26 protein-coding genes are annotated in these 24,491 nt (G+C 71.4%); 21 read left to right on the top strand and 5 right to left on the bottom strand.

Features of this window, described 5'->3' with window-relative positions:
- The first annotated feature begins 88 nt into the window (after nt 1-88).
- The 3 genes from pyrH to LNK82_RS23105 all read left to right on the top strand — a co-directional run bounded on the left by pyrH (nt 89) and on the right by LNK82_RS23105 (nt 2,332).
- A complete protein-coding gene (gene pyrH, locus LNK82_RS23095; protein ID WP_051772088.1) occupies nt 89-799 on the top strand; it encodes a UMP kinase in 711 nt (236 codons plus the stop codon).
- A 46-nt stretch (nt 800-845) separates the two neighbouring features.
- Nucleotides 846-1,403 carry a ribosome recycling factor gene (gene frr / locus LNK82_RS23100; protein ID WP_230567667.1) on the top strand — a complete coding sequence of 186 codons (558 nt, stop codon included), beginning with the start codon at nt 846-848 and terminating at the stop codon, nt 1,401-1,403.
- 83 nt (nt 1,404-1,486) lie between these two features.
- Nucleotides 1,487-2,332, top strand: coding sequence for a phosphatidate cytidylyltransferase (locus LNK82_RS23105; protein ID WP_230567666.1), 846 nt, complete (start codon nt 1,487-1,489; stop codon nt 2,330-2,332).
- A gap of 32 nt (nt 2,333-2,364) precedes the next feature.
- Here LNK82_RS23105 and LNK82_RS23110 read toward each other — a convergent pair whose 3' ends face one another.
- Nucleotides 2,365-3,183 carry a VOC family protein gene (locus LNK82_RS23110; protein WP_230567665.1) on the bottom strand — a complete coding sequence of 273 codons (819 nt, stop codon included), beginning with the start codon at nt 3,181-3,183 and terminating at the stop codon, nt 2,365-2,367.
- Nucleotides 3,184-3,238: 55 nt separating this feature from the next.
- Between LNK82_RS23110 and LNK82_RS23115 the strand changes: the two genes are divergently transcribed.
- Both LNK82_RS23115 and LNK82_RS23120 read left to right on the top strand, forming a co-directional pair.
- Entirely contained in the window at nt 3,239-3,985 is a 747-nt protein-coding gene (locus LNK82_RS23115; RefSeq protein WP_230567664.1) for a class I SAM-dependent methyltransferase, read from the top strand.
- A 24-nt stretch (nt 3,986-4,009) separates the two neighbouring features.
- On the top strand, nt 4,010-4,993 hold the full coding sequence (locus tag LNK82_RS23120; protein ID WP_230567663.1) for an aldo/keto reductase: 984 nt from the start codon (nt 4,010-4,012) through the stop codon (nt 4,991-4,993).
- A gap of 1 nt (nt 4,994) precedes the next feature.
- Here the strand turns inward: LNK82_RS23120 and LNK82_RS23125 are convergent, their stop codons facing one another.
- Entirely contained in the window at nt 4,995-5,672 is a 678-nt protein-coding gene (locus LNK82_RS23125; protein ID WP_230567662.1) for a PadR family transcriptional regulator, read from the bottom strand.
- Nucleotides 5,673-5,804: 132 nt separating this feature from the next.
- On the opposite strand from LNK82_RS23125, the gene rlmN reads away from it, so the two are divergent.
- Genes rlmN through LNK82_RS23140 form a run of 3 tightly spaced genes read left to right on the top strand, consistent with a single transcriptional unit; the run spans nt 5,805 to nt 7,496 of the window.
- Nucleotides 5,805-6,911, top strand: a complete 1,107-nt coding sequence (gene rlmN / locus LNK82_RS23130) for a dual-specificity RNA methyltransferase RlmN (protein WP_230567661.1) — start codon at nt 5,805-5,807, stop codon at nt 6,909-6,911.
- Between the two features lie 40 nt (nt 6,912-6,951).
- A complete protein-coding gene (locus tag LNK82_RS23135) occupies nt 6,952-7,224 on the top strand; it encodes a type II toxin-antitoxin system Phd/YefM family antitoxin (RefSeq protein WP_230567660.1) in 273 nt (90 codons plus the stop codon).
- Nucleotides 7,225-7,280: 56 nt separating this feature from the next.
- Nucleotides 7,281-7,496, top strand: coding sequence for a type II toxin-antitoxin system RelE family toxin (locus LNK82_RS23140; RefSeq protein ID WP_230567659.1), 216 nt, complete (start codon nt 7,281-7,283; stop codon nt 7,494-7,496).
- Between the two features lie 14 nt (nt 7,497-7,510).
- Here the strand turns inward: LNK82_RS23140 and LNK82_RS23145 are convergent, their stop codons facing one another.
- Nucleotides 7,511-7,768, bottom strand: a complete 258-nt coding sequence (locus LNK82_RS23145; RefSeq protein WP_230567658.1) for a DUF2631 domain-containing protein — start codon at nt 7,766-7,768, stop codon at nt 7,511-7,513.
- 193 nt (nt 7,769-7,961) lie between these two features.
- On the opposite strand from LNK82_RS23145, the gene LNK82_RS23150 reads away from it, so the two are divergent.
- From LNK82_RS23150 to LNK82_RS23175, 6 genes are read left to right on the top strand one after another with little or no spacing between them, the layout of a single operon-like run.
- Nucleotides 7,962-9,110: an ABC transporter ATP-binding protein gene (locus tag LNK82_RS23150; RefSeq protein ID WP_230567657.1), complete on the top strand. Its 1,149-nt coding sequence runs from the start codon at nt 7,962-7,964 to the stop codon at nt 9,108-9,110.
- Entirely contained in the window at nt 9,103-10,254 is a 1,152-nt protein-coding gene (locus LNK82_RS23155; RefSeq protein WP_230567656.1) for a polyamine ABC transporter substrate-binding protein, read from the top strand. The genes LNK82_RS23150 and LNK82_RS23155 overlap by 8 nt, the downstream gene beginning before the upstream one ends.
- Nucleotides 10,230-11,096 carry an ABC transporter permease gene (locus LNK82_RS23160; RefSeq protein ID WP_230567655.1) on the top strand — a complete coding sequence of 289 codons (867 nt, stop codon included), beginning with the start codon at nt 10,230-10,232 and terminating at the stop codon, nt 11,094-11,096. The genes LNK82_RS23155 and LNK82_RS23160 overlap by 25 nt, the downstream gene beginning before the upstream one ends.
- Entirely contained in the window at nt 11,093-11,917 is an 825-nt protein-coding gene (locus LNK82_RS23165; RefSeq protein WP_230567654.1) for an ABC transporter permease, read from the top strand. Before LNK82_RS23160 ends, LNK82_RS23165 begins: the two co-directional genes overlap by 4 nt.
- A 40-nt stretch (nt 11,918-11,957) precedes the next feature.
- Nucleotides 11,958-13,592, top strand: coding sequence for a sensor histidine kinase (locus LNK82_RS23170; RefSeq protein WP_230567653.1), 1,635 nt, complete (start codon nt 11,958-11,960; stop codon nt 13,590-13,592).
- Nucleotides 13,593-13,594: 2 nt separating this feature from the next.
- Complete coding sequence (locus LNK82_RS23175; RefSeq protein ID WP_230567652.1) at nt 13,595-14,245, top strand: response regulator; 651 nt, start codon at nt 13,595-13,597, stop codon at nt 14,243-14,245.
- Nucleotides 14,246-14,317: 72 nt separating this feature from the next.
- Here the strand turns inward: LNK82_RS23175 and LNK82_RS23180 are convergent, their stop codons facing one another.
- The gene (locus LNK82_RS23180; protein ID WP_230567651.1) at nt 14,318-14,593 is read right to left on the bottom strand and encodes a GlsB/YeaQ/YmgE family stress response membrane protein; all 276 of its coding nucleotides are present in this window, start codon (nt 14,591-14,593) and stop codon (nt 14,318-14,320) included.
- 155 nt (nt 14,594-14,748) lie between these two features.
- On the opposite strand from LNK82_RS23180, the gene dxr reads away from it, so the two are divergent.
- From dxr to map, 6 genes are all read left to right on the top strand, one after another.
- Nucleotides 14,749-15,969 carry a 1-deoxy-D-xylulose-5-phosphate reductoisomerase gene (gene dxr / locus LNK82_RS23185; RefSeq protein ID WP_230567650.1) on the top strand — a complete coding sequence of 407 codons (1,221 nt, stop codon included), beginning with the start codon at nt 14,749-14,751 and terminating at the stop codon, nt 15,967-15,969.
- Nucleotide 15,970: 1 nt separating this feature from the next.
- Nucleotides 15,971-17,167, top strand: a complete 1,197-nt coding sequence (locus LNK82_RS23190) for a M50 family metallopeptidase (protein ID WP_230567649.1) — start codon at nt 15,971-15,973, stop codon at nt 17,165-17,167.
- Nucleotides 17,168-17,190: 23 nt separating this feature from the next.
- Nucleotides 17,191-18,348 carry a flavodoxin-dependent (E)-4-hydroxy-3-methylbut-2-enyl-diphosphate synthase gene (ispG, locus tag LNK82_RS23195; protein WP_230567648.1) on the top strand — a complete coding sequence of 386 codons (1,158 nt, stop codon included), beginning with the start codon at nt 17,191-17,193 and terminating at the stop codon, nt 18,346-18,348.
- An 82-nt stretch (nt 18,349-18,430) separates the two neighbouring features.
- Entirely contained in the window at nt 18,431-19,285 is an 855-nt protein-coding gene (locus LNK82_RS23200) for a GNAT family N-acetyltransferase (RefSeq protein WP_230567647.1), read from the top strand.
- A 45-nt stretch (nt 19,286-19,330) separates the two neighbouring features.
- The gene (locus tag LNK82_RS23205) at nt 19,331-21,145 is read left to right on the top strand and encodes a penicillin-binding transpeptidase domain-containing protein (RefSeq protein ID WP_230567646.1); all 1,815 of its coding nucleotides are present in this window, start codon (nt 19,331-19,333) and stop codon (nt 21,143-21,145) included.
- Between the two features lie 190 nt (nt 21,146-21,335).
- Nucleotides 21,336-22,193: a type I methionyl aminopeptidase gene (map, locus tag LNK82_RS23210; RefSeq protein WP_230567645.1), complete on the top strand. Its 858-nt coding sequence runs from the start codon at nt 21,336-21,338 to the stop codon at nt 22,191-22,193.
- On the opposite strand, the gene LNK82_RS23215 is transcribed toward map, so the two are convergent.
- Nucleotides 22,180-22,878, bottom strand: a complete 699-nt coding sequence (locus LNK82_RS23215) for an alpha/beta fold hydrolase (protein WP_230567644.1) — start codon at nt 22,876-22,878, stop codon at nt 22,180-22,182. The two genes, map and LNK82_RS23215, sit on opposite strands and share 14 nt — an antisense overlap.
- Nucleotides 22,879-22,920: 42 nt before the next feature.
- On the opposite strand from LNK82_RS23215, the gene LNK82_RS23220 reads away from it, so the two are divergent.
- Nucleotides 22,921-24,444: a cobyric acid synthase gene (locus LNK82_RS23220; RefSeq protein ID WP_230567643.1), complete on the top strand. Its 1,524-nt coding sequence runs from the start codon at nt 22,921-22,923 to the stop codon at nt 24,442-24,444.
- The last annotated feature ends 47 nt before the right edge of the window (nt 24,445-24,491 follow it).

The raw sequence follows: 24,491 nt of genomic DNA on the forward strand, positions 1-24,491 counted from the left end.
GTCCAGAGGAGTACCTGTGAGCGCAGAGGTAGACCACGCGAAAGCGGAGCACGCCGACGACGAGCCGATCCAGGGCTACCGCCGGGTGATGCTCAAGCTCGGCGGCGAGATGTTCGGCGGTGGCGGTGTCGGCGTCGACCCCGACGTCGTGCAGACCGTCTCACGCCAGATCGCCGCGGTGGTCCGAACAGGGGTCCAGGTCGCGGTCGTCATCGGCGGCGGCAACTTCTTCCGCGGCGCCGAGCTGCAGCAGCGCGGCATGGACCGCAGCCGCGCCGACTACATGGGCATGCTCGGCACCGTGATGAACTGCCTCGCCCTGCAGGACTTCCTGGAACGCGAGCACGGCATCGAGACCCGCGTGCAGACGGCCATCACGATGGGCCAGATCGCCGAGTCCTACATCCCCCGCCGGGCCATGCGGCACCTCGACAAGGGGCGCGTGGTGATCTTCGGCGGCGGCGCGGGCATGCCGTACTTCTCCACCGACACCACCGCCGCGCAGCGCGCGCTGGAGATCGGGTGCGAGGTCGTGCTGATGGCCAAGGCCGTGGACGGCGTCTACACGGCGGATCCCAAGACCGACCCGGACGCGTTGATGTTCGACAACATCACCCACCGCGAAGTGCTCGAACGCGGCCTGAACGTCGCCGACGCGACCGCGTTCAGCCTGTGCATGGACAACAACATGCCGATCATGGTCTTCAACCTGCTCACCGAGGGCAACATCGCGCGAGCCGTGCGCGGTGAGAAGATCGGCACACTGGTGAGCACCCCCGGTGGTCGCCCGTCCTTCTAGACCTGCTGGGATTCGAGCCGAACTGCGCACACCAAGGGAGTCAGCCGTGATTGACGAGACCCTCCTCGACGCCGAGGAGAAGATGGAAAAAGCGGTGTCCGTGGCGAAGGAGGACCTGGCCGCGGTGCGCACCGGCCGCGCCAACCCCTCGATGTTCTCCCGCATCGTGGTCGAGTACTACGGTTCGCCCACCCCCCTGAACCAGCTCGCCAGCGTCGCCATCCCGGAGGCGCGCATGGCGGTGATCAAGCCCTACGACGCCACCCAGCTCAACGCGGTCGAGAAGGCCATCCGCGACTCCGACCTGGGCGTGAACCCCAGCAACGACGGCTCGATCATCCGCGTGGTGATCCCGCAGCTGTCCGAGGAACGCCGCCGCGAGATGGTCAAGGTCGCCAAGGGCAAGGGCGAGGACGCCAAGGTGTCCATCCGCAACATCCGCCGCAAGGCCAAGGAAGAGCTGGACCGCCTGGTCAAGGACGGCGAGGTCGGCGAGGACGAGGGCACCAGGGCCGAGAAGGAACTGGAGAACGTCACCCACCGCTACGTCGCCCAGATCGACGAGCTGGTCAAGCACAAGGAAGCCGAGCTGCTCGAGGTCTAGTCGGTCACGTCGGTTCGGCGGGTCGGGCCACGGGCCCGCGCGCTTTCCTCGGCCGGTCTGCGGCCGTGATAGGAGCACAACAGGTGTCAGGCGGCGGTGACCAGGGCGCGCCGGAGAAGAGCGCGTCACGCGCGGGGCGCAACCTGCCCGCGGCCATCGCCGTGGGCGTCGGCTTGGGCGCCGTCATCCTCGTCGCGCTGCTCACGGTGCGCGAGCTGTTCGTCGGCGTCGTCGCCGTGGCCGTCGCCGTGTCGACGTACGAGCTGGCGGGTGCGCTCAAGCGCGGCGCGGGCATCCGGGTGGCCCTGCTGCCCGTGCTGGTCGGCGGGCAGGCCGTGGTGTGGCTCGCCTGGCCTCAGGAGCGCGCCGGCGTGCTGAGCGCGTTCGTGGTGACGATCCTGGTGTGCCTGCTCTGGCGGCTCAAGGACGGCGCGGACGGCTACCTGCGCGACGTCACCGCGTCCATCTTCACGGTCGCCTACGTGGCCGTGTTCGCGTCGTTCGCGGTCATGCTGGTCGTGCCGGACGACGGCGTGTTCCGCGTCCTGGCGTTCCTGATCGGCGTCGTGCTGTCCGACACCGGCGGCTACGTGGCCGGCGTGCTGTTCGGCAAGCACCCGATGGCCCCCACCATCAGCCCGAAGAAGTCCTGGGAGGGTTTCGCGGGCTCGATGGTGGCGGGCATGGTCGGCGGCGCGCTCACCGTCGGCCTGATGCTGGACGGCCAGTGGTGGCAGGGCGTGCTGTTCGGCGCGGCCCTGGTCGTCACCGCGACGGCGGGTGACCTGGTCGAGTCGCTGATCAAGCGCGACCTCGGGATCAAGGACATGGGCACGCTGCTGCCCGGCCACGGCGGCCTGATGGACCGGATGGACTCGCTGCTGCCGTCCGCCGTAGTGGCGTGGCTGCTGCTGCACGTGTTCGTGTAGCCCTCGACCGCCATCTGCGAAGCAGGGGCAGACTAATCGTCGTAGGGGTCGTCCACCCGCGTCTCGGTGGCCTCCTCTTCCGACAGCGGTGTGGTGCGGGACGGGTCGATCACCGAGAACACCGCGCCCGTGTGGTCGGCGACGACCGTGATCCGGCCGAACGGCGTGTCGTACGGCTCCACGGTGACGCGTCCGCCCAGCTCGAGCACCCGGGACGCGGCCGAGTCCGTCCCGATCTCCGGCGCGGCCGTGAAGTACACCATCCAGTGCGCGGGGGTGTCCGGCGCGAACGCCCGGCCCATCCGCTGACGCCCGAGCACGGTGTGCCCCTGGACGGCCCAGATCGTGTAGTCGACCGCCTGGCCGTCACCGATCTGGGTGATTTCGTACCCGCACAGCTCGTGGAAGAACTCGTCCGCCGCGTGCCCGTCGCGCGTGTTCAGCTCGGCCCACGCGTACGCGCCGTGCCCGTCCGCGCCGAACACCCAATCGGGTGGAACGTGCCGGAACCCGACCACCGCGCCGGTCGGGTCGGCGAGCACGGTGACGGTGTCCGACGGCTCGCCGAGCACGTGACCGCCCAACGCGTGCGCCTTCTCGGCGGTGGCGCGGGCGTGCGGCGTGTTCAGGTAGAGCGTCCACGCGCTCGGCTCCTCGGCGAGGACCAGCTCGGCCACCGGCATCCCGTCCACCAGCGCGATCGCGTTGCCGCCCGAGTCGGAGAAGTACCAGCCGAACAGCCCGGAGTAGAAGTCGATCGTGGCCTGGAGGTCCGTGGTGGCGATGTCGACCCAGCACGGCGTGCCGTGGTGCAACTCGGCCAAAGCGGGAGAATTGGGGACGATCGACACCGCGTACCTCCTGCAAGCCGCCTACTCGATCACGCTACGGCTCTAGAGTCGTCCCGTGAAGGGATTCGTCCGCGCCGCGTTGGCCGCCGTCCGGCCTGTCGACGTCCTGCCGAGCCCGAACATCTGGCACTGGCCCGAGCTCTACGAGGTCGAGAACCGCGCCCAGGACGTGGACGGGGCCATCTGGCGCGCGCTGCGCGAGCAGTGCGACTGGGCCGGCCGCGACGTGGTCGACGTCGGCTGCGGTGACGGGTTCCACCTGCCGGTGTTCGCGCGGGAGGCGCGTTCGGTCATCGGTGTCGAGCCGCACGCTCCGCTGGTGCAGCGCGCTCGCGCACGCGTGGCGGACGTGCCGAACGCCGAGGCGGTGGCCGGTCCGGCGCAACGCCTGCCGTTGCGCGACGCGACCGCGGACCTGGTGCACGCGCGCACGGCGTACTTCTTCGGTCCCGGCTGCGAGCCGGGCCTGCGCGAGGCCGACCGGGTGCTTCGGCCGGGCGGCGCGCTCGCGATCGTGGACCTCGACGGCCTGGCCGAGCCCTACGGGCCGTGGCTGTGCGCCGACGAGCCGCGCTACAACCCCGTGGACGTGGAGCGGTTCTTCGCGGATCAGGGGTTCTCGTTGCGACGCGTGCGCGCGCTGTGGCGGTTCGAACGCCGTGCGGACCTGGAGGCGGTGTTGCGCATCGAGTTCTCCGAGGCCGTCGCGGAGAAGGCCATCGCACGCACGCCCGGCCTGTCGTTCGAGGTCGGTTACCGCGTCCACGTGAGGCGCAAGCCGGCCGGGATTGTGCTGCCCTGAGCGCGCTCACCTAGGATTCGGGGCGTGGAGAACAGGAACGCGGGCAGGTTCGGTCGGCAGGTCGGCGTCATCGGTCTCGGCTGCTGGCAGCTCGGCGCCGACTGGGGCCAGGTCGAGGAGTCCGACGCGCTGGCGGTGCTGCACGCCGCCGCCGACACCGGCGTGAACTTCTTCGACACCGCCGACGTCTACGGCGACGGCCGCAGCGAGACGCTGATCGGCAAGTTCCTCCGCGAGCGCGGCGACGCGGGCATCACGGTGGCCACCAAGATGGGCCGCCGCGTCGACCAGACGCCGGAGAACTACAACCGCGAGAACTTCCTGGCCTGGAACGACCGGTCGCGCGCCAACCTCGGCGTCGACACGCTCGACCTGGTCCAGCTGCACTGCCCGCCGACGCCGGTCTACTCGACCGACGAGGTGTTCGACACCCTCGACGAGCTGGTGGAGGCCAAGCGGGTCGCCGCCTACGGCGTGAGCGTGGAGACCGTCGAGGAGGCGCTGACCGCGATCGCCCGGCCGGGTGTCGCGAGCGTCCAGATCATCCTGAACGCGCTGCGGCTCAAGCCGCTGGAGCGGGTGCTGCCCGCGGCGGCGGAAGCGGGCGTGGCGATCATCGCCCGCGTTCCGCTCGCCTCGGGGCTGCTGTCCGGCAAGTACACCGCGTCGACCACGTTCTCCGCCGACGACCACCGCAACTACAACCGCGGCGGTGAGGCGTTCGACGTCGGCGAGACGTTCTCCGGCGTGCCGTTCGAGGTCGGGCTGGAGGCGGTGGAGCGGCTGCGCGCCCTCGTGCCCTCCGGCGCGACCATGGCGCAGTTCGCGCTGCGGTGGGTCGTGGACCAGCCGGGCGTCACCGTGGTCATCCCCGGCGCCCGCAACGCCGAGCAGGCTCGGGCCAACTCGGCCGCCGCGGACCTCGCGCCGCTGTCGGAGCAGGACCGGGACGAGGTGCGGGCCGTGTACGACTCGCTGATCCGGCCGCTGGTCCACGACCGCTGGTAGGTCACTCCTCCGGGTCGTCTTCCTCGACGTCGAGCTCGCCGAGGATCGCGTACAGCTTGCGGCGGGCCTCGCTGAGGACCTCGACGGCCCGCACCTGCTGCTCACGCGTGCCCGCGTGGGCCATCTGCTGCATGGCCGCGCCGAGGTGCCGTGCCGCCGTGCGCAGCTTCGCCGCGTGCTGGTCGAGGTCGTCGTTGACCTGCTGCCACGGCGGCGCGCCGTCGAGCTTCGCGGCCGTGTCCCGACCGGTCTCGGTCAGCGTGAACAGCTTCTTGCCGCCCGCCTCCTCGGTGGAGGCGACGAGGCCCTCGTCGGCCAGCATCTGCAGGGTCGGGTAGACCGAGCCGGGGCTGGGCCGCCAGAGGCCGTCGGTGCGGCCGCTGATCTCCTGGATCATCTCGTAGCCGTGCATGGGGCGTTCGGCGAGCAGTGCCAGGACCGCCGTGCGGACGTTGCCCTTGCGCTGCCTCCCGCCGCGACCCCGTCCCCGGCCGTGCCCCCGGAAGCCGGGCGGCTCGGGCGGGATCGGAGGGCCGCCGAACGGCTCGGGGGGTGGCGGGGGACCGCCGAAGGGGCCGCGGCCGAAGCCGCCGCCGAAGCCGAACCCCTGTCGTGGGTCGCCGAAGCCGTGCTCGCGGTGGTGTCGGTGTTCGTGGTGCCCGTGTCCGTGGAAACGCATCTTCATGCTCCTCGTATCGATCGGTTGCGACGTGTCGACGATATATCGGAACGTATCGCGATGCAACGGTGATGGCGATCGCAGTCGGCGTGGTCATGGGTGCGGCGTGCGCGTGGGACACTGGAGGGCGCTATGACTGCCCTCCCCCTCGTCTTCGACGCGCCCAAGCGCGGGCTGCCGCCGCGCCACCTCGCCGACCTCTCCGCCGACCAGCGTCGAGAGGCCGTCGCCGCACTCGGTGAGAAGCCCTTCCGCGCCGCGCAGCTGTCGAACCACTACTTCGGCCGGCTGACCGTCGACCCCGACGCGATGACCGACATCCCCGCCGCCGCGCGGGAACGCCTGGTGACCGACCTGATGCCGCCGTTGTGGACGGAGCTGCGCAGCGTCGAGGCCGACGGCGGCACGACGCGCAAGACGTTGCTGCGCGCCCACGACGGCACGTTGGTCGAGAGCGTCCTGATGCGCTACCCGGACCGAGCCACGCTGTGCATCTCGTCGCAGGCGGGCTGCGGCATGGCGTGCCCGTTCTGCGCGACCGGGCAGGGCGGCCTGACCCGGAACCTGTCCACGGCGGAGATCGTGGACCAGGTGCGGCGCGGTGCGGCGGCCATGCGCGACGGCGAGCTGCCCGGCGGGCCGGGACGGCTGTCGAACATCGTGTTCATGGGCATGGGCGAGCCGTTGGCCAACTACAAGCGGGTGGTCGAGTCGGTGCACCGCATCTGCGACCCGGCTCCGGATGGCCTGGGGATTTCCCAGCGTTCGGTGACGGTGTCGACGGTGGGCCTGGTGCCGGCGATCCGGAAGCTGACCGAGGAGAACCTCCAGGTCCGCTTGGCGGTCTCGCTGCACACGCCGGACGACGAGCTGCGCGACACGTTGGTGCCGGTCAACACCCGGTGGAAGGTGGCCGAGGTGCTGGAGGCGGCCCGCGGCTACGCCGATCGCACCGGTCGGCGGGTGTCGATCGAGTACGCCCTGATCCGCGACATCAACGACCAGCCGTGGCGCGCGGACATGCTGGGCAAGCTGCTGCGTCGGCACCTGGGCCAGTTGGTGCACGTCAACGTGATCCCGCTGAACCCGACGCCGGGCTCGAAGTGGGACGCGTCGCCGAAGCCGGTGGAGCGCGAGTTCGTCCGGCGGGTCAACGAGCAGGGCGTCGCGTGCACCGTGCGTGACACGAGGGGTCAGGACATCGCCGCCGCGTGCGGCCAGCTCGCCGCCGAGGGTTGAGCGTGGAGCTGCTCGCCGGGGGTGTGCCACAATTGTGGCCATGACCGTCGAACCGCTGCGTGCCGTCCGTGATCACCTGTCGGAGTTCGTCGATCGCGCCGAGCGTGAGCACGAACGGGTCGTGGTCACCCGGAACGGGCGGCCGGCGGCCGTGCTGATCGGGTACGAGGATCTGGCGGCCCTCGAGGAGACGTTGGAGATCCTCAGCGACCCGAACGCGATGGCGGCGATCAGGGAAAGCCGTGACGAGGTGGCCCGTGGCGAAGTGGTTCGCGGCGTGGAAGCCGTTCGAGCCCTGCGGCCTCGCTTGTGACCCAGCCCTACGATCTCCGGGTTTCCGCCAGTGCCGCGCGAATCATCCAGGACAAGTTGCCCGAGGGCGTGGCCTCGGCGGTGATCGAGTTCATCACACACACGTTGCTGGACAACCCCCACCGCGTCGGCAAGCCGCTGCGGTACGAACTGGAGGGTGTCCACTCGGCTCGGCGTGGAGCCTTCCGAGTGCTCTACGAGATCGATGACGAGCGACGTGAGGTCACCGTGCTCCGCGTCGAACACCGCGCCGACGTGTACCGGCCGCGTTGACGTGCGGGGGTGGGTCAGCGGCGCCAGGAGGTGCGGCTGCGGACCTGGTCCCAGATCAGCAGGGCGGCCATGGTGAGGCCCGTGAGGATCACCCAGAGGTTCTCGGTCTGGCCGTGGTGGTTGCCGATCAGCAGCGAGAAGACCGCCAGGGTGGAGAGCCAGCCCGCGATCTTGATGCCCTTGGGGAAGGTGCCGTGCCAACCCCACTCGGCCGACGGCTCGTCGTGGAGGTCGACCGCCGGACGCTTGTCCAGTTCCGAGGACGAAGACACAGCCGCACGACCTTCCTGCCCGATCACGTTCACCAACGGCGTCATCGTCGCACACCCGCGCGCCGGCCGAGACGTGAGGTGCGCGGCACCGCCGTGACGTCTACCCTCGGCCCTCGCGCGTGTTCGCCGCGTGTCCGCATCGCACCCCGCCAGGCCGGAACGGGCGCCGCAGTCGCCCAGAAGGGCGACGAGGTTGACCGAACGGTTCCACCCGGCCGAGGGCCGCACGCCGGACACGTTCGCGCCGGTCGAAGTCGGCCTGCACGGCGTCACCAAGCGCTTCTCCGACCAGACCGCCGTGGACGACGTCACGTTGCGGATCCACGAAGGCGAGTTCTTCTCCGTCCTCGGCCCCTCCGGCTGCGGCAAGACGACGTTGCTGCGCATGATCGCCGGGTTCGAGGACCCGACCGCGGGCCGGATCGAGCTGGACGGGGTGGACGTGGTCGGCGTGCCGCCCTACCGGCGTGACGTGAACACGGTCTTCCAGTCGTACGCGCTGTTCCCGCACATGTCGGTGTGGGACAACGTCGCCTACGGCGTCAAGCGCAAAGGCGTGCGCGGCGCGCGGCTGAAGCAGGTCGTCGGGGAGCACCTGGAGCTGGTCCGGCTGGAGCGGTACGCGAAGCGACGGCCCGCGCAGCTCTCCGGCGGCCAGCAGCAGCGCGTCGCCATCGCCCGCGCCCTCGCGGCCGGGCCCCGGCTGTTGTTGCTGGACGAGCCCCTCGGCGCGTTGGACGCGGTGCTGCGCAAGGAGTTGCAGATCGAGCTGATGCGCATCCAGCGCGAGGTCGGCACGACGTTCCTCTACGTCACGCACGACCAGGAGGAGGCGCTGGTGCTGTCCCACCGCGTCGCCGTGATGAACGCGGGCAGGGTGGCGCAGGTCGGCTACCCGGAGGACGTCTACGAGCGCCCGGCCACCCGGTTCGTCGCCGGTTTCATCGGCACCTCCAACATCCTCGACGCCCGGGTGTCCGGTGTGGACGGTCGCTGGGTCGTGCTCGACGCGCCGGGCGTCACCGGCCTCAGGGCGCCGATGAACGGCCACCGGGTCCGCCACGGGCAGCCGGTCGCGGCCACCGTGCGCCCGGAGAAAGTGCACCTGCACGACCTCGCCGACGAACCGCCGACGGGCTGGTGCGTGCTCACCGGCACGGTCCGGGACGTCGTGTACGCGGGCGTGTCCACGCAGTACGTGGTGGACGTGCCGGGCGGCGCGGAGCTGGTCGCGTTCGTGCAGAACACCCGCCGCGTCGCCGACGCGGGCTCGCCGGGGCAGGCCGTGCGGATGGCCTGGGACCCCGACTTCACCGTGTTGCTGGGGAGCGCCGATGACTGAGCGGACACTGCGGATCGCCCGACTCTGGGACCCCGCCGACGCGAAGGTGACCCGCCGGACCGTGCTGCGGTCGACGGCGTTCTTCGCCCTCGCCGCGACCGGGGCGTGCGGCGTCGGCGACGCGCCACCGACCGGCACGAGCAGCGCGCCCACGTCGGGCGCGAAGGCGGGCAACGCGGTCGACGAGCCGAAGCTCAACCTCTACAACTGGACCGACTACATCGCGCCCGACACGTTGTCCGGCTTCAAGGACGCCTCGGGCATCGAGGTCACCTACGACAACTTCAGCTCCAACGACGAGATGGAAGCCAAGGTCGCCTCCGGCGCGGCCGGGTACGACCTGGTGGTGCCGAGCGACAACTTCCTGCGCCGGTTCCTGCGCTCCGGGCTGCTCACGCCGCTGGACCACGACCTGCTGCCGAACCTGGCGAACCTGGGCAAGCGGTTCACCGAGGCCGACTACGACCCGGGCAACGCCTACTCCGTGCCGTGGGCCTGGGGCACGACCGGCCTGGCGTACTCGAAGTCGCAGCTCGGCGACGTGACCGGGTTCTCGGCCTACGACCTGGCCGCCGCGCAGGGCCGCGCCACGATCCTGGACGAGGCGCGCGACGCGCTGGCGCTCGGCCTGCTCAAGCTCGGCCACGACCCGAACACCACCGACGCCGGGCAGATCGCCGAGGCGGTCGAGGTGCTGCTGGAGCTCAAGGGGAAGCTCGGCCAGATCACCTCGGACGTGATCGAGCCGCTGACCTCGGGCCAGACGCCGCTGGCGCAGGCGTACTCCGGTGACGCGTTCCAGGCACGTGACGCCAACGACGACCTGGCCTACGCGATCCCGGTCGAGGGCGGCCTGTCCTACGTCGACCTGCTGTGCGTGCCCAAGGACGCGCCGCACGCGGAGAACGCGCACCGGTTCATCGACTACGTGCTGGAGCCGTCGGTCGGCGCGGCGCTGGCCAACGCCATCCGCTACGGCAGCCCGAACGAGGCCGCGAAGCCCATGATCGAGCCGGAGCTGCTCAACGACCCGCTGGTGTACCCGTCGGACGAGCAGCTGGCCAAGCTGCCGTTCACCAAGGACCTCGGCGCGGACGTGGAGGCCCGCTACGCCGACGCGTGGACCAGGGTCAAGACCGGCTGATGGCCCGGCCGCGGTGGCTGGTCGCCACCGGTCTGCTCGCGCCGACCGGGGTGTGGCTCGGCCTGTTCCTGATCGCACCGCTGGCGCTGGTGGTGCAGTTCAGCTTCGCCACCCGCGACACGGGGGTGGCGCGGGCCGTGCTGCCGTGGACGCTGCGGGCCTACGCGACCGCGCTGGACCCGGCGTTCCTGCCGATCTTCGGCCGCACGCTGGCGTACGCGGGCGTGACGACGGCGTTGTGCCTGGTCCTGGGCTTCCCGCTGGCCTGGTTCATCGCCCGGCACGCCGGCCGGCACCGGACCGCGCTGCTGGTGGCGGTGCTGGTGCCGTTCTGGTCGAGCTACCTGGCCCGGATCTACGCGTGGAAGGCGCTGCTGGACGGCGAGGGGCTGGTCAACCGGCTGCTGGGCGCCGTGGGGCTGGGCCGTGACGGCGGGTTCCTGCTGACGCACGGCGCGGTGGTGGTGGGGCTGACCTACGGGTTCCTGCCGTTCATGGTGCTTCCCTTGTACGTGGCGTGCGAGCGGTTCGACCACCGGCTGGTGGAGGCGTCCTACGACCTGGGGCACGGGCGGGCGTCGACGTTCTTCCGGGTGGTCCTGCCGGGCGTGTTCCCGGGCGTGCTGGCCGGGTCGTTGCTGGTCTTCGTGCCGTCGGCCGGTGACTTCGTCACGCCGAAGCTGCTCGGCGGCGTGGGGCAGTCGACGTTCGGCAGCGTGATCGACGACCAGTTCCGCGGCGGCAACAACTGGCCGCTCGGGTCGGCGATGGCGGTGTTGCTGCTGGTCCTGGTGGTGGTCGTGCTGGTGGCGCGCGGCCGGCGAGGGGAGGACGTGCTGTGAACCGCCGCCCGTGGGCGCTGGGCGGCGTCGCCGCGCTGGTGTTCGCGTTCCTCTACGCGCCGATCGTGTGGCTGGCGCTGGTGTCCTTCAACGACTCGCGGTCGCTGAGCCGCCTCACCGGCCTGTCGGTCCGCTGGTACGTGGCGCTGTTCGGCGACTCGCGGGTGCTCGACGCGCTCGGGCTGAGCCTGCGGCTGGCGGTGACGAGCGCCGTCGTCGCCACGGCCGTCGGCACGCTGGCCGCGTTCGGCCTGCGGCGGGCGTTCCCCGGCCGGGGCGCGTGGACGGTGCTGTTGAGCCTGCCGCTGGTGGTGCCCGAGGTGGTGCTGGGGGTGGCGTTGCTGGGGTTCTGCGTGAAGCTCGCGGGCATCCCGCTCGGGTTCGGCGCGCTGCTGGCCGCGCACGTCGCGTTCTCGGTGAGCTTCGTGGTGGTCGTGGTGCGGTCGCGGGTGGCGGGCATGGACCACCGGCTCGAAGAGGCCGCCGCCGACCTCGGCGCGAGCCCGCTGGTGGCGTTCCGCACGGTCACGTTGCCGCTGGTCGCGCCCGCGGTGGCGGCGGGCGCGGCGTTCGCGTTCCTGCTGTCGTTCGACGACGTGGTGACCTCCAGCTACCTGACCGGCGTGGGCTCGACCACGCTGCCGGTGTTCGTGTACGCCCAGGCCGGCCGCCGGGGCGTGTCGCCGGAGATCGTCGCGCTGTCGACGGTGATGGTGGCGGTGAGCGCGGCGCTGCTGATCGCCGGCGTGCTCGTGGTCGCCTGGCGGGCCCGCCGCGCGTCACCTGCGTCAACTTTCGTCGGAGGCGGTCGAGACCAATGAACGCGGCCGTCCGGCGGCTCGTTCTTTACCGTGGTCCCCTGTGACGTCTGTCGTTCAGCGGCTCCGGCCCGCCCTGCCGGATCTCCGGGCGGCGCCCGCCGCGTTCCTGCGCGCCCACGCCGAACGCCTCGGCCAGGTCACGCCCTGGCGCGTCGGGCGCGAGGTGCTGGCCGTCGTCGTGTTCCTCGGCCTGGACGTGTTCCCCGGCTGGGTCTCGGGCGACTGGCGGGCGTCCGGCTGGGCGATGATCGCCCTGGGCGCCGGGTACGTGGTCATCTACCTGTCCAGGCTGCTGTTCCCCGCGCTGGCCCTGCTGGCGGCCACGTGGGTCGTCTTCAGCTCCGAGCACGGCGGGATCGCGCTGGTGGTGATGCTCTCCTACGCCGCCGGCTACCGGATCGCGCCGTGGCAGCGCTCGCTGCTCACCGCCGTCCTCGCGCTCGCGCTGCACATGTTCGCGTGGGGCGTGTCCGCGCCCGGCCTGTCCGGGCCGTTCGGCCAGTGGGTGATGCTGACCGTCTACTGCATGGTCGTGGCGCTGCCGTTCCTGGTCGGCCGGTACGTCGCGCAGCGCAACGCGCTGGTCGCGGCGTTGCAGGAACGCGAGGAACGGGTGGTGCGCGAGCGGCGGATGGTGTCGCGCCAGGTGCGGCTGCGCGAGCGCAACCGGATCGCGCAGGACATGCACGACAGCCTCGGCCACCGGCTCAGCCTCATCTCCGTGCACGCGGGCGCGCTGACCATGGACACCGGGCTCGGCGAACGCCAGCGCGAGGCCGTGCAGGTGCTGCGCAGCGCGGCCCTCACCGCGATGGAGGAGCTGCGCGGCGTCATCGGCGTGCTGCGGCGCGACGAGGAGCCGGACGAGGACCAGGTGCGCCGGACGGTGGACGCGATCGACGAGCTGGTCGACGGCGCGCGGCGGGCAGGCGTGCGGGTCAGCCTGGTCCGCGGCGGCCAGCCCGTGCCGCTGCCCGCGAAGGTCAGCCACGCCGCGTACCGCATCGCCCAGGAGGGCCTGACCAACGCCAACAAGCACGCGCCGGGCGCGAGCGTGCAGGTGACCGTGAAGTACGAGCCGGACGCGCTGGTGGTGGAGGTGCGCAACAACCCGCCCCGGACCAGGCTGCCCAGCGGTGGCGGCTTCGGCCTGATCGGGCTCGGCGAGCGGGTGCGGCTGGCGGGCGGCATGCTGCACGTGGGCGAGCTGCCGGCCGGCGGGTTCCGCATCGCGGCCGTGCTGCCGTACGAGGACACCGCCGCGGCGGGCGACGAGCCGTCCGACGAGGAGCAGCCCGAACCCGCCAAGCCCACCGGCATCCGCAAGTGGGCGGGCGTCGGCTCGATCGTGCTGGCCGGGATCGTGGTGCTGGTGGTCGTCGGCGGCTACACGTGGATCGGGTCACAGCCCGTCACCAAGGTGGTGTCGGAGGAGTTGTACGACTCGGTGTCGGTCGGGCAGTCGGAGGCGGAGGTGATGGCCAAGCTGCCGGGCGGGGCCGAGCCGCCGCTGGGCGACCTCAACTCCGACGCCGAACCCGAACCCGCCGGAACGCGGTGCGAGTACCGCGTGGCCGACGTGCAGACCTACTCCTCGCGGGCGACCAAGATCGTGCGGTTCTGCTTCGCCGACGGCACGCTGGTCGAGAAGAACACCCACTTGCAGGAGTTGTGACAGTGATCCGGGTCCTCATCGCCGACGACGAGCCGCTGATGCGCGCGGGCATCAAGGCCATCCTCGGCACCGCCGAAGACATCGAACTGGTCGCCGAGGCCGGTGACGGGCGGGAAGCGGTCCGCATCGCCCTGGAACGGCGGGTGGACGTCGCCGTGCTCGACATCCGGATGCCCCGCCTGGACGGCCTGGCCGCCGCACGCGAGCTGCGGAGCGTCGCGCCTTCGGTGCGGGTGGTGATGCTCACCACGTTCGGCGAGGACGACAACATCGTCCGGGCGCTGTCCGACGGCGCCGCCGGGTTCCTGCTGAAGGACTCCGCCCCGGAAGAGCTGCTACGCGCCGTGCGCGCCGTTCACTCGGGCGAGGCCTACCTGTCACCCATGGTGACGAGCCGGGTGGTGGGCATGGTCGCGCAGGTGGGTCAGCCGCGCCGACAGGAGGCGATGCGCCAGGTCGAAGGGCTGACCGAACGCGAGGTCGAGGTGCTGGCCCTGCTCGGGCTGGGGATGTCGAACGCCGACGTCGGGCAGCGGCTGCACATGAGCGAGGCGACCGTGAAGACCTACGTGAGCAGGCTGTTGGCCAAGCTCGGGCTCACGAACCGGGTGCAGGCGGCGTTGCTGGCGCGCGACGCGGGACTGGCGAACTAGGTGGTGACATGGGTGTGCCCCGCCGATTTCTCGACGGGGCACACCCGGAGTGGTCATCTGCTCCGAGCGTCGTCATGCCCGGGCACGGTTGCCGCGGTTGCCGGTCACCATCCGGTACACGCCCAGCACGATCAGCGAGCCGAGGATGGCGAGCAGCCAAGTGCTCAGGTCGAAGAACGTGTTGATGTTGGTCCCGAAGATGGCCTGGCCGACGAAACCGCCGATGATGGCGCCGACAATGCCGAGCAGCATCGTGATGATGATGCCGCCGGGGTCCCGACCTGGCATGATGGCCTTGGCGATGGCACCCGCGATGAGGCCGAGGACGATCCAACCCAAGATGCCCACGGGGGCTCTCCTTCCTGATGGCCGCGACGGGCGGATCCGTCGGGCGCTTGATCGAGGAATGCCCACGTTCGAGTGAGACCACGCCCCTGTTACCGTTCTGTTATCGAAGTACCGCTGTGCGGGCTATCAGGACGGCTCGGGAACAATGGTCGGTGATGAGCACACCACGCACGGTCCTGGTACTCGGGTCGACCGGGTCGGTCGGCACCCAGGCCCTCGACGTCATCGCCGCCAACCGCGACCGGTTCACCGTGGTCGGACTGGCCGCCGGCGGCGCGGACCCGGCCGCCCTCGCCGCGCAGGCCGTCGAGTTCGGGGTCCAGGCCGTGGCCGTCGCCCGGGCCACCGCGGTCGAGGACGTCACGCTCGCCCTCTACGCCGAGGCGCAGAAGCGGGGCTACGCGCAGGGCGCGTTCAAGCTGCCGCGCATCCTGGCCGGCCCGACCGCGATGACCGACCTGGTCGACTCCACCCCCGCCGACGTGGTGCTCAACGGCATCACCGGCTCGATCGGCCTGGCGCCGACGCTGCACGCGCTCAAGGCGGGCGCGACGCTCGCCCTGGCCAACAAGGAATCGCTGATCGCGGGCGGTCCGCTCGTGCTCAAGGCGGCCAAGCCGGGCCAGATCGTGCCGGTCGACTCCGAGCACTCCGCGCTGGCCCAGTGCCTGCGCGGCGGTCGGCCCGACGAGGTGGCCAAGCTCGTCCTCACCGCCTCCGGCGGCCCGTTCCGCGGTCGCACCCGCGCGGACCTCGCCGACGTCACCGCGCGTGAGGCCATGGCGCACCCCACGTGGTCGATGGGGCCCGTCATCACCGTCAACTCGTCCACCCTGGTCAACAAGGGGCTGGAGCTGATCGAGGCGCAGCTGCTGTTCGGCGTGCCCTACGACCGCATCGACGTGGTCGTGCACCCGCAGTCGGTCGTGCACTCGATGGTCACCTTCACCGACGGCTCCACGCTCGCCCAGGCCAGCCCACCGGACATGAAGCTGCCGATCGCGCTGGCGCTGGGCTGGCCCGACCGGATCCCCGGCGCCGCCGCCGCGTGTACTTTCGACGTGGCGACGGCGTGGACGTTCGAGCCGCTGGACGACGAGACGTTCCCGGCGGTGAGGCTGGCCAGGCAGGCGGGCTCCGGCGGTGGCTGCCTGCCCGCGATCTACAACGCGGCGAACGAGGAAGCGGTCGCGGTCTTCCTCGGCGGCGGCACCTCGTTCACCTCCATCGTGGACACTGTGGCGGGAGTGCTCGCGGAGGCGGACGGCTGGGCGCACGAGCCGGTCGACGTCGACGAAGTCCTCGCGGCGGAGCAATGGGCCCGGGCGCGGGCGCGGGAACTCGTGGCCACTTCGGTGGGGTCTGGAAGGGACTGACGTGCTCGTTTTCCTGGGCATTCTGCTGTTCGCCCTGCTCATCGGCATCTCGATCGCGCTGCACGAGCTCGGCCACCTGGCCACCGCGAAGATGTTCGGGATGAAGGTGACCCGGTACTTCATCGGGTTCGGGCCGAAGATCTGGTCCTTCCGCCGCGGTGAGACCGAGTACGGCCTCAAGGCGATCCCGGCGGGCGGCTTCTGCGAGATCACCGGCATGACCGCGCTGGAGGAGGTCGCGCCCGAGGACCGGCACCGCGCGTTCAACCGGCAGAAGACCTGGAAGCGCGTGGTGGTCCTGTCCGCGGGCTCCATTACCCACTTCATCGTGGGCTTCATCATCCTGTACTTCATGGCCTTCACCATGGGCATCCCGAACCTGCGGGACAGCGCGCTCATCGCCGAGGTCGCGCCGTGCGTGCAGAGCAGCACCGACGCCGAGTGCGCGCCCGGTGCGCCGTCGCCGGCCAAGGACGCGGGCTTCCAGGCGGGCGACGAGATCGTGGCCGTGGCGGGCGCGGCCACGCCCACCTGGGCAGACGTGCTGACGAAGACGCGCGAGCGGACCGGCACGACGGAGTTCAAGGTGCTCCGCGACGGCGAAGAGCTGACCCTCACCGCCGACGTCGCCCGCGTCGAGCGCGAGATGGAGCGCAAGGACGGCACGCGCTACAAGGAGCAGGTCGGCGCGATCGGCGTCATCCAGCAGCGCAACTTCGAGTACAACGCGTTCACCGCGATCGGCGGCGCGACCCAGTTCACCGGCACGATGTTCGAGAACACCTGGCGCGGCCTGATCAACTTCCCGAAGAAGATCCCGGCCGTGATCGAGGCCATCGGCGGCGGCGAGCGCGACATCGACAGCCCGGTCAGCGTGGTCGGCGCGAGCAGGCTCGGCGGCGAGGCGGTCGACCGGGGCCTGTGGCAGCTGTTCTGGCTGATGCTGGCGGGTCTGAACTTCTTCGTGGGTGTGTTCAACCTCCTGCCGCTGCTGCCGCTTGACGGTGGTCACATCGCCGTCAACCTGTACGAACGGGTGCGAAACTGGATCCGGAAGCTGCGCGGCCTTCCGGATGGCGCACCGGTCAACTACCTGCGACTGTTGCCGCTGACCTACTTCGTGATCTTCGTCGGCGGATCGGTCACGCTGCTGACGATCACCGCGGACATCGTCAACCCGATCAAGCTCTTCCAGTGATCACAGTGAGAGGTGCGTAGTTCATGAGTGACGGCGTCATGCTCGGCCTGCCGGCGATGCCTCCTCCGGTGTTGTCGGAGCGGCGCAAGACCCGCCAGCTCATGGTGGGTTCGGTCGGTGTCGGCAGTGAGTTCCCCGTCTCGGTGCAGTCCATGACGACCACGGTGACGGCGGACGTGAACGCCACGCTCCAGCAGATCGCGGAGCTGACGGCGGCGGGCTGCGACATCGTGCGGGTGGCGTGCCCGTCGCAGGACGACGCGGACGCGCTGGCGGCGATCGCGAAGAAGTCGCAGATCCCGGTGATCGCGGACATCCACTTCCAGCCGAAGTACGTGTTCGCGGCGATCGAGGCCGGGTGCGCGGCGGTGCGGGTGAACCCCGGGAACATCAAGAAGTTCGACGACAAGGTCAAGGAGATCGCGGCGGCGGCCCGGGACCACGGCACGCCGATCCGGATCGGTGTGAACGCGGGGTCGTTGGACCCGCGGTTGATGGCGAAGTACGGCAAGGCGACGCCCGAGGCGCTGGCGGAGTCGGCGCTGTGGGAGGCGTCGTTGTTCGCCGAGCACGACTTCCACGACTTGAAGATCTCGGTGAAGCACAACGACCCGGTGGTGATGATCCGGGCGTACGAGCTGCTGGCCGAGCAGTGCGACTACCCGTTGCACCTGGGCGTGACGGAGGCGGGCCCGGCGTTCCAGGGCACGATCAAGTCGGCGGTGGCCTTCGGCGCGTTGTTGCGGCAGGGCATCGGCGACACGATCCGCGTCTCGCTGTCGGCTCCCCCGGTCGAGGAGGTGAAGGTCGGGCACCAGATCCTCCAGTCGCTCAACCTGCGCCCGCGCAAGCTGGAGATCGTGTCGTGCCCGTCCTGCGGTCGCGCCCAGGTCGACGTCTACACGTTGGCGGAGCAGGTCACGGCCGGTCTGGAGGGCATGGAGGTGCCGCTGCGGGTCGCCGTGATGGGCTGCGTGGTGAACGGGCCCGGTGAGGCGCGCGAGGCCGACCTCGGTGTCGCCTCGGGCAACGGCAAGGGTCAGATCTTCGTGAAGGGCAAGGTCGTCAAGACCGTGCCGGAGCACCAGATCGTGGAGACCCTGATCGAAGAGGCGATGCGGATCGCCGAGGAGATGGGCGAGACCGCCGAGGGCGGCGAACCGGTCGTCACGGTCGGCTGAGGGCGGCCGGGAGTGGGCCGGCAGTCGGCTGAGCGGGTGGCGGACGCGCGGGTAACGCCGTCGATCTGGCAGGCTTGACGGCGTGCTGAGGTTGGCTGGCGCGCGCTTGCTCGACGAGCGGGACCTGACCGAGGTTCTCGCCGTGCTCGCGGCCGACCCGGTGGCGTCCTGCATGGTCGCCGCACGGGTCGAGGTCGCGGGTCTCGACCCGTGGCGGCTCGGCGGCGAGGTGTGGGCGTACGACCACCGGTCGCTGCGCGGCGGCCGGGTCGACGCGCTGTGCTTCGCCGGTCCGAACCTCATCCCGCTGCGCGGCAACGCGCAGGCGCTGCGCGGCTTCGCCGACCGCGCCCGCCGCCGGGGCCGCATGTGCTCGTCGCTGGTCGGGCCCGCCGAGCAGGTGCTCGGCCTGTGGGAGGAGCTGTCCCCGGACTGGGGACCGGCCCGCGAGGTGCGCGCCGACCAGCCGTTGATGGCGTTGGGCGGCAGCCCGTCGATCCCGCTGGACCCGCTCGTGCGGCCGGTCCGGCCGGACGAGCTCGACCGGTACCTGCCCGCCGCGATCGCCATGTTCATCGAGGAGGTCGGCGTCGACCCGTGCGCCGAGGACGGCGGCGTGTCCTACCGGGCACGGGTGGCCGAGCTGATCGCGGGCGGGCGGGCGTTCGCCCGGTTCGAGGGCGGCGACGTGGTGTTCAAGGCCGAGATCGGGGCCATGTCGGCGCAGGTCGGCCAGATCCAGGGCGTGTGGGTGCGGCCGGACCGCCGTGGGTGCGGCATCGGCGCGGCGGGCACCGCGGCGGTGGCCGAACACCTGGTCAGGACCCTGGGCCGGACCGCGTCGCTGTACGTGAACTCCTACAACGACGTGGCCAAGGCGGCGTACCGCAAGATCGGGTTCTCCCAGGTCGGCCAGTACGCGACCGTGCTGTTCTGAGACCGTCGCGGCGTGCGGCCGGCCGCACCGGGCATACTCGGCGCCGTGATCGCGCGCAAGCCGTCCCTGTCCCGCTTGGTCCTTCCCGGGGTGGTCCTGCTGCTCGTCAGCGGCTGCGGCCTGTTCTCGTCCCGTCCAGGTCCGGACCAGGTGGCGGGCGATTTCCTGGCCAAGCTCGCCGCCGGTGACGTCGACGGCGCGGCCGGCCTGACCGACGACCCGGGTGGCGCGAAGGACGTGCTGGGCAAGGTCCGCGAGGTGCTCAAGCCCGAGGGCCTGACCACGAAGGTCGAGCAGGTGCGCTCGGCGGGCGAGTCGACCACCGCCGACGCGACCGCGCAGCTGGACTGGGACCTCGGGCACGACCACGCGTGGAGCTACCAGACGAAGTTCGACCTGCGGCGCGAGGAGGACGACTGGAAGGTGCACTGGGCGCCGTCGGTCGTGCACCCGAAGCTCGCCGTGCAGCAGTCGCTCGGCGTGGCCGACGTGAAGCCCGCGCTGGCGCCCGTGCTGGACCGGGACGGCACGCCCCTGCTCGCGCCGGAGCAGGTCGTGTCGATCCTGCTCAACGCCCAGGAGGCCGGTGACGTCAACGCGGTGGCCGGTGCGCTGGCCGCGGCGCTGACGCCGATCGACCCCTCGATCACCCAGCCGGCGATCATGGACGGGGTGTCGAAGGTGCCCGCCGGGCAGGTCTACCAGGTGGCCGCGCTGCGCGACGCGGACTACCGGACCGTGAAGGCCGCGATCTACGAGCTGCCGGGGGTGCGGTTCACCACGCAGACGAGCCTGCTGGCGCCGTCGCGCACGTTCGGCTCGCAGGTGCTGCCCGCCGTGCGCAAGGCGGTGGAGGAGGAGATCGCGGGCAAGGCCGGGCTGCGCGTCTACACGGTGAACGCGGCCGGTGACGAGGTGGAGACGCTGCACGAGCAGGCGCCGGAGCCGGCGCAGGCGATCTCGACCGCGTTGAGCCGGGGCGTGCAGGTGGCGGCGGAGGACGCGCTGGAGCCCGTGCCGCAGGCCGCGATGCTGGTGGCGTTGCAGGCGTCGACCGGCGACATCCTGGCGGTGGCGCAGAACGAGCCGGCCGACGCCGAGGGCCCGATGGCGCTGAGCGGCCGTTACCCGCCGGGGTCGACGTTCAAGATCGTGACGGCGGCGGCGGCCCTGTCGTCCGGGCAGGCGACGGCGGACAGCCCGCTGCCGTGCCCTGGCAAGGCGGTGATCGACGGTCGCCGGGTCGTGCCGAACGACCACGAGTTCGACAAGGGCACGATCCCGCTGCACTCGGCGTTCGCGTTCTCGTGCAACACGACGTTCGCGCAGCTCGCGGCCGGGATGGCGCCGGACGCGCTGACCAAGGCGGCGGACTCGTTCGGCCTCGGGGTCGACTTCGAGATCCCGGCGATCACCACGATCACCGGCTCCGTGCCGCCCGCCACCGACGTGGTGGAGCGGGCGGAGGACGGGTTCGGCCAGGGCAAGCTGCTGGCGAGCCCGTTCGGCATGGCCCTGGTGGCGGCGACGACGGCGACGGGCAAGATGCCGGTGCCCACGCTGCTGAAGGGCCGGGAGACGAAGGTGGACCACACCCCGACCCCACCGGCGCCCGCCGTGCTGGAGCCGTTGCGGGCGATGATGCGGGAAGTGGTCGACACCGGCACCGCGCCGCAGCTCAAGCCCTACGGGGACGTGCGGGGCAAGACGGGCACGGCGCAGTTCGGCGACGGCACGAACTCGCACGGCTGGTTCGTCGGCTACCGCGGCGACATCGCGTTCGCGACCCTGCTCCTGGGCACGAACAGCTCCGCACCCGCGGTCGACGCCTCGGCCCGCTTCCTGGCCGCGCTGGGCTGAACGGCCCGGCGACTGCCACATCCCCACCCAGGCCCGGTTCGAGCAGGATCCGACCACCGAACCGGCCGCACCACCTCGACGGTCCGAGGTGGTGCTCCGGAGGCGCGTGGAGGAGCGTTGGTGACCTGGAGCGACCGCGTAACGGACACGTGGCGCATGCCCCGTCACGCTGAGCCGTAATCTGGAGGGCATGTCCGTGCGTGCCGTCCTCCAGCCAGGTGTGCTGTCCCCGCGCCGTCCGGTGCCCGCCCAGATCGAGCGGCCCGAGTACGTCGACCGACCCGAACCCAAGCGCAACACCGATCCCTGGGTGCAGCCGCCCGAGGTGATCGAGGCGATGCGCGTCGCGGGCAGACTGGCGGCGCAGGCGTTGCAGGAGGCGGGCAAGGTGATCGTGCCCGGCGTGACAACCGACGAGATCGACGCGGTCGCGCACGAGTTCCTGTGCGACAACGGCGCGTACCCGTCCACGCTCGGCTACCGCGGTTTCCCCAAGTCCTGCTGCACCTCGCTGAACGAGGTCATCTGCCACGGCATCCCCGACACGACCGTGGTCGAGGACGGTGACATCGTCAACGTCGACGTCACCGCCTACATCGGCGGCGTGCACGGCGACACGAACGCCACCTTCCTCGCCGGCGAGGTGAGCGAGGAGGCCCGCCTCCTGGTCGAGCGCACCCACGAGGCCACGATGCGCGCCATCAAGGCGGTCAAGCCGGGACGGCAGCTCAACGTGGTCGGCCGCGTCATCGAGTCCTACGCCAACCGCTTCGGCTACGGCGTGGTGCGCGACTTCACCGGTCACGGCATCGGCCGCACCTTCCACAGCGGCCTGGTCGTGCTGCACTACGACGCGCCGCACGTGCCCACGGTGATCGAAGAGGGCATGACGTTCACCATCGAGCCGATGATCACCCTCGGCGGCATCGAGCACGACCTGTGGGACGACGGCTGGACGGTCACCACCCGCGACAAGAGCTGGACCGCCCAGTTCGAGCACACCGTCGTGGTCACCGCGGACGGCGCGGAGATCCTCACGGTCTGCTGAGCAGCGGCACGAGGGTCTGCGCCACCTCGCGGGGTGAGGTCACCGCGCCGAGGTGGTGGCTGTCCAGCTCCACCACGGGCCAGCCGAGCTCACGTGCCGCCGCCGCGGCGGCGTCGTAGGCGGGGCTGAGCTTCACGTACGAGCACGGCCCGGTCCACGCCACGGTGGGCCGGGGCTCCTTCAGGAACGCCAGCGGCACCTCGGGCGCCTCGGCCACGATCTCCTCCAGCAGCCGCACGTCCGGCACCATCGCCGACAGCACCTCGGGCGCGAACCACAGGTCCCAGCGCGGCATCAGCCCGTCCCGCGCGATGGTCTTGAGGTGCGCCATCCGCTCGGCGGGCGCGTCGTCGCGCCAGCTCCGGCCCGGCGTGGGCAGCTCGGCGTCGAGGAACACCAGCCCGCGCACGGGCGTCTCCAGGGCGTCGGCGAACGCGGGCAGCAGCGGACCGGCGCCGCTGTGCCCCACGAGCACCAGGTCGCCTTCGACCAGGGAGTCCTCCACGGCGTCGGCGAAGACGCCGAGCAGCCGCTGGTGGACGGGCGCGGCGTTGACCGTCACCTGGAGGTCGAGCAGCACCACGGGGTGACCGAGTTCGGCCAGCGCGTCGGCGAGCGGGCGCATGCTCGCGGGCCCGAGGTAGGGGCTGTGCACCAGGACCGCGGTTGGGGGGACGTCGACCATGCCGTGGATGATGTCAGCCCGGACCGACAACGAGGGGACATTGTGCGCAGTGCGTTGCTGGTGGCCGGCACCACGTCGGACGCGGGGAAGAGCGTGCTGGCGGCGGGTCTGTGCAGGTGGCTCACCCGGCAGGGGGTGAGGACGGCCCCGTTCAAGGCCCAGAACATGTCCAACAACTCGGTCGTGACGGCCGACGGCGGCGAGATCGGCCGCGCGCAGGCGGTGCAGGCCGCCGCGTGCGGGCTGGCGCCGAGCGTGCGGTTCAACCCGGTGCTCCTCAAGCCGGGCGGCGACCGGAGCTCGCAGGTCGTCGTGCTGGGCCGGGCGGTCGGCGAGGTGTCCGCGTTGTCCTACCGCGAGCGCAAGGCCGAGCTGTTCGCCACGGTCCTGACCACCCTGGACGGGCTGCGCGACGATTTCGAGGTGGTCGTCTGCGAGGGCGCGGGCTCGCCCGCCGAGATCAACCTCAGGGCGAACGACATCGCGAACATGGGCTTGGCGCGGGCCGCGGGCCTGCCGGTGCTCGTGGTCGGCGACATCGACCGGGGTGGGGTGTTCGCGCACCTGTTCGGCACGCTGGCCCTGCTCGACCCCGCCGACCAGGCTCTGGTCGCCGGGTTCGTGGTGAACAAGTTCCGCGGCGACCCGGCGTTGCTCGAACCGGGCCTGCGGCAGCTGGACGCCCTCACCGGGCGTCCGGTGCTCGGCGTGCTGCCGTGGCGGGAGGAGCTGTGGCTGGACGCGGAGGACTCCCTGTCCTACGCGGCGGACGGCGTGATCGGCCGGCCCGAGCCGCCGTGCGGCGACCAGTGGCTGCGGGTGGCAGTGGTGCGGTTGCCGAGGATCTCCAACGCCACGGACGTGGAGGCGCTGGCGTGCGAGCCGGGCGTGTCGGTGCGGTTCGTCACCGAGCCGTCCCGGCTGGCCGACGCGGATCTGGTGGTGGTGCCGGGGTCGAAGGCGACGGTGGACGACCTGCGGTGGCTGCGCGCCACCGGCCTGGCCGACGCGATCGCCGCGCACGACGGTCCGGTGCTCGGCATCTGCGGCGGGTTCCAGATGCTCGGCCGGACGATCGAGGACGCGGTGGAGTCGCGCGCGGGCGCGGTGGCGGGGTTGGGCCTGCTCGACGTGGACGTGCGGTTCGAGGCGGACAAGACGCTGGGCACACCGCACGGCGACGCGTTCGGCGAGCCCGTCACCGGCTACGAGATCCACCACGGCGTGGTCACCCGCAACGCCGAGGAAGCCCTGGTCACCCTGCCGGACGGCACCCCGGAGGGCGCGCTGCGCGGCCGGGTCGCCGGCACGCACTGGCACGGGTTGCTGGAGAACGACGGGTTCCGCCGCGCGCTCCTGCGCTGGGCCGCCGGCCACGCGGGCCGGCAAGGATTCACCCCCGCGCCGGACGTGGACTTCGCCGGACGGCGGTCCGCTCAGCTCGACCTGCTCGGCGACCTGGTCGCCGACCACCTCGACACCGGCGCGGTGTGGGCGTTGTTGGAGAAGGGCGTGCCACCGGGACTTCCGGTCATCCCTCCCGCGGGTGCGCCACCTGTCGCCTGACGACATCCGACCGCGGTGCGCGCGACCGACAAGTCGCGCGGTTGTGC

The sequence above is a fragment of the Saccharothrix luteola genome, assembly GCF_020859565.1.
Taxonomy (GTDB): Bacteria; Actinomycetota; Actinomycetes; order Mycobacteriales; family Pseudonocardiaceae; genus Actinosynnema; species Actinosynnema luteola.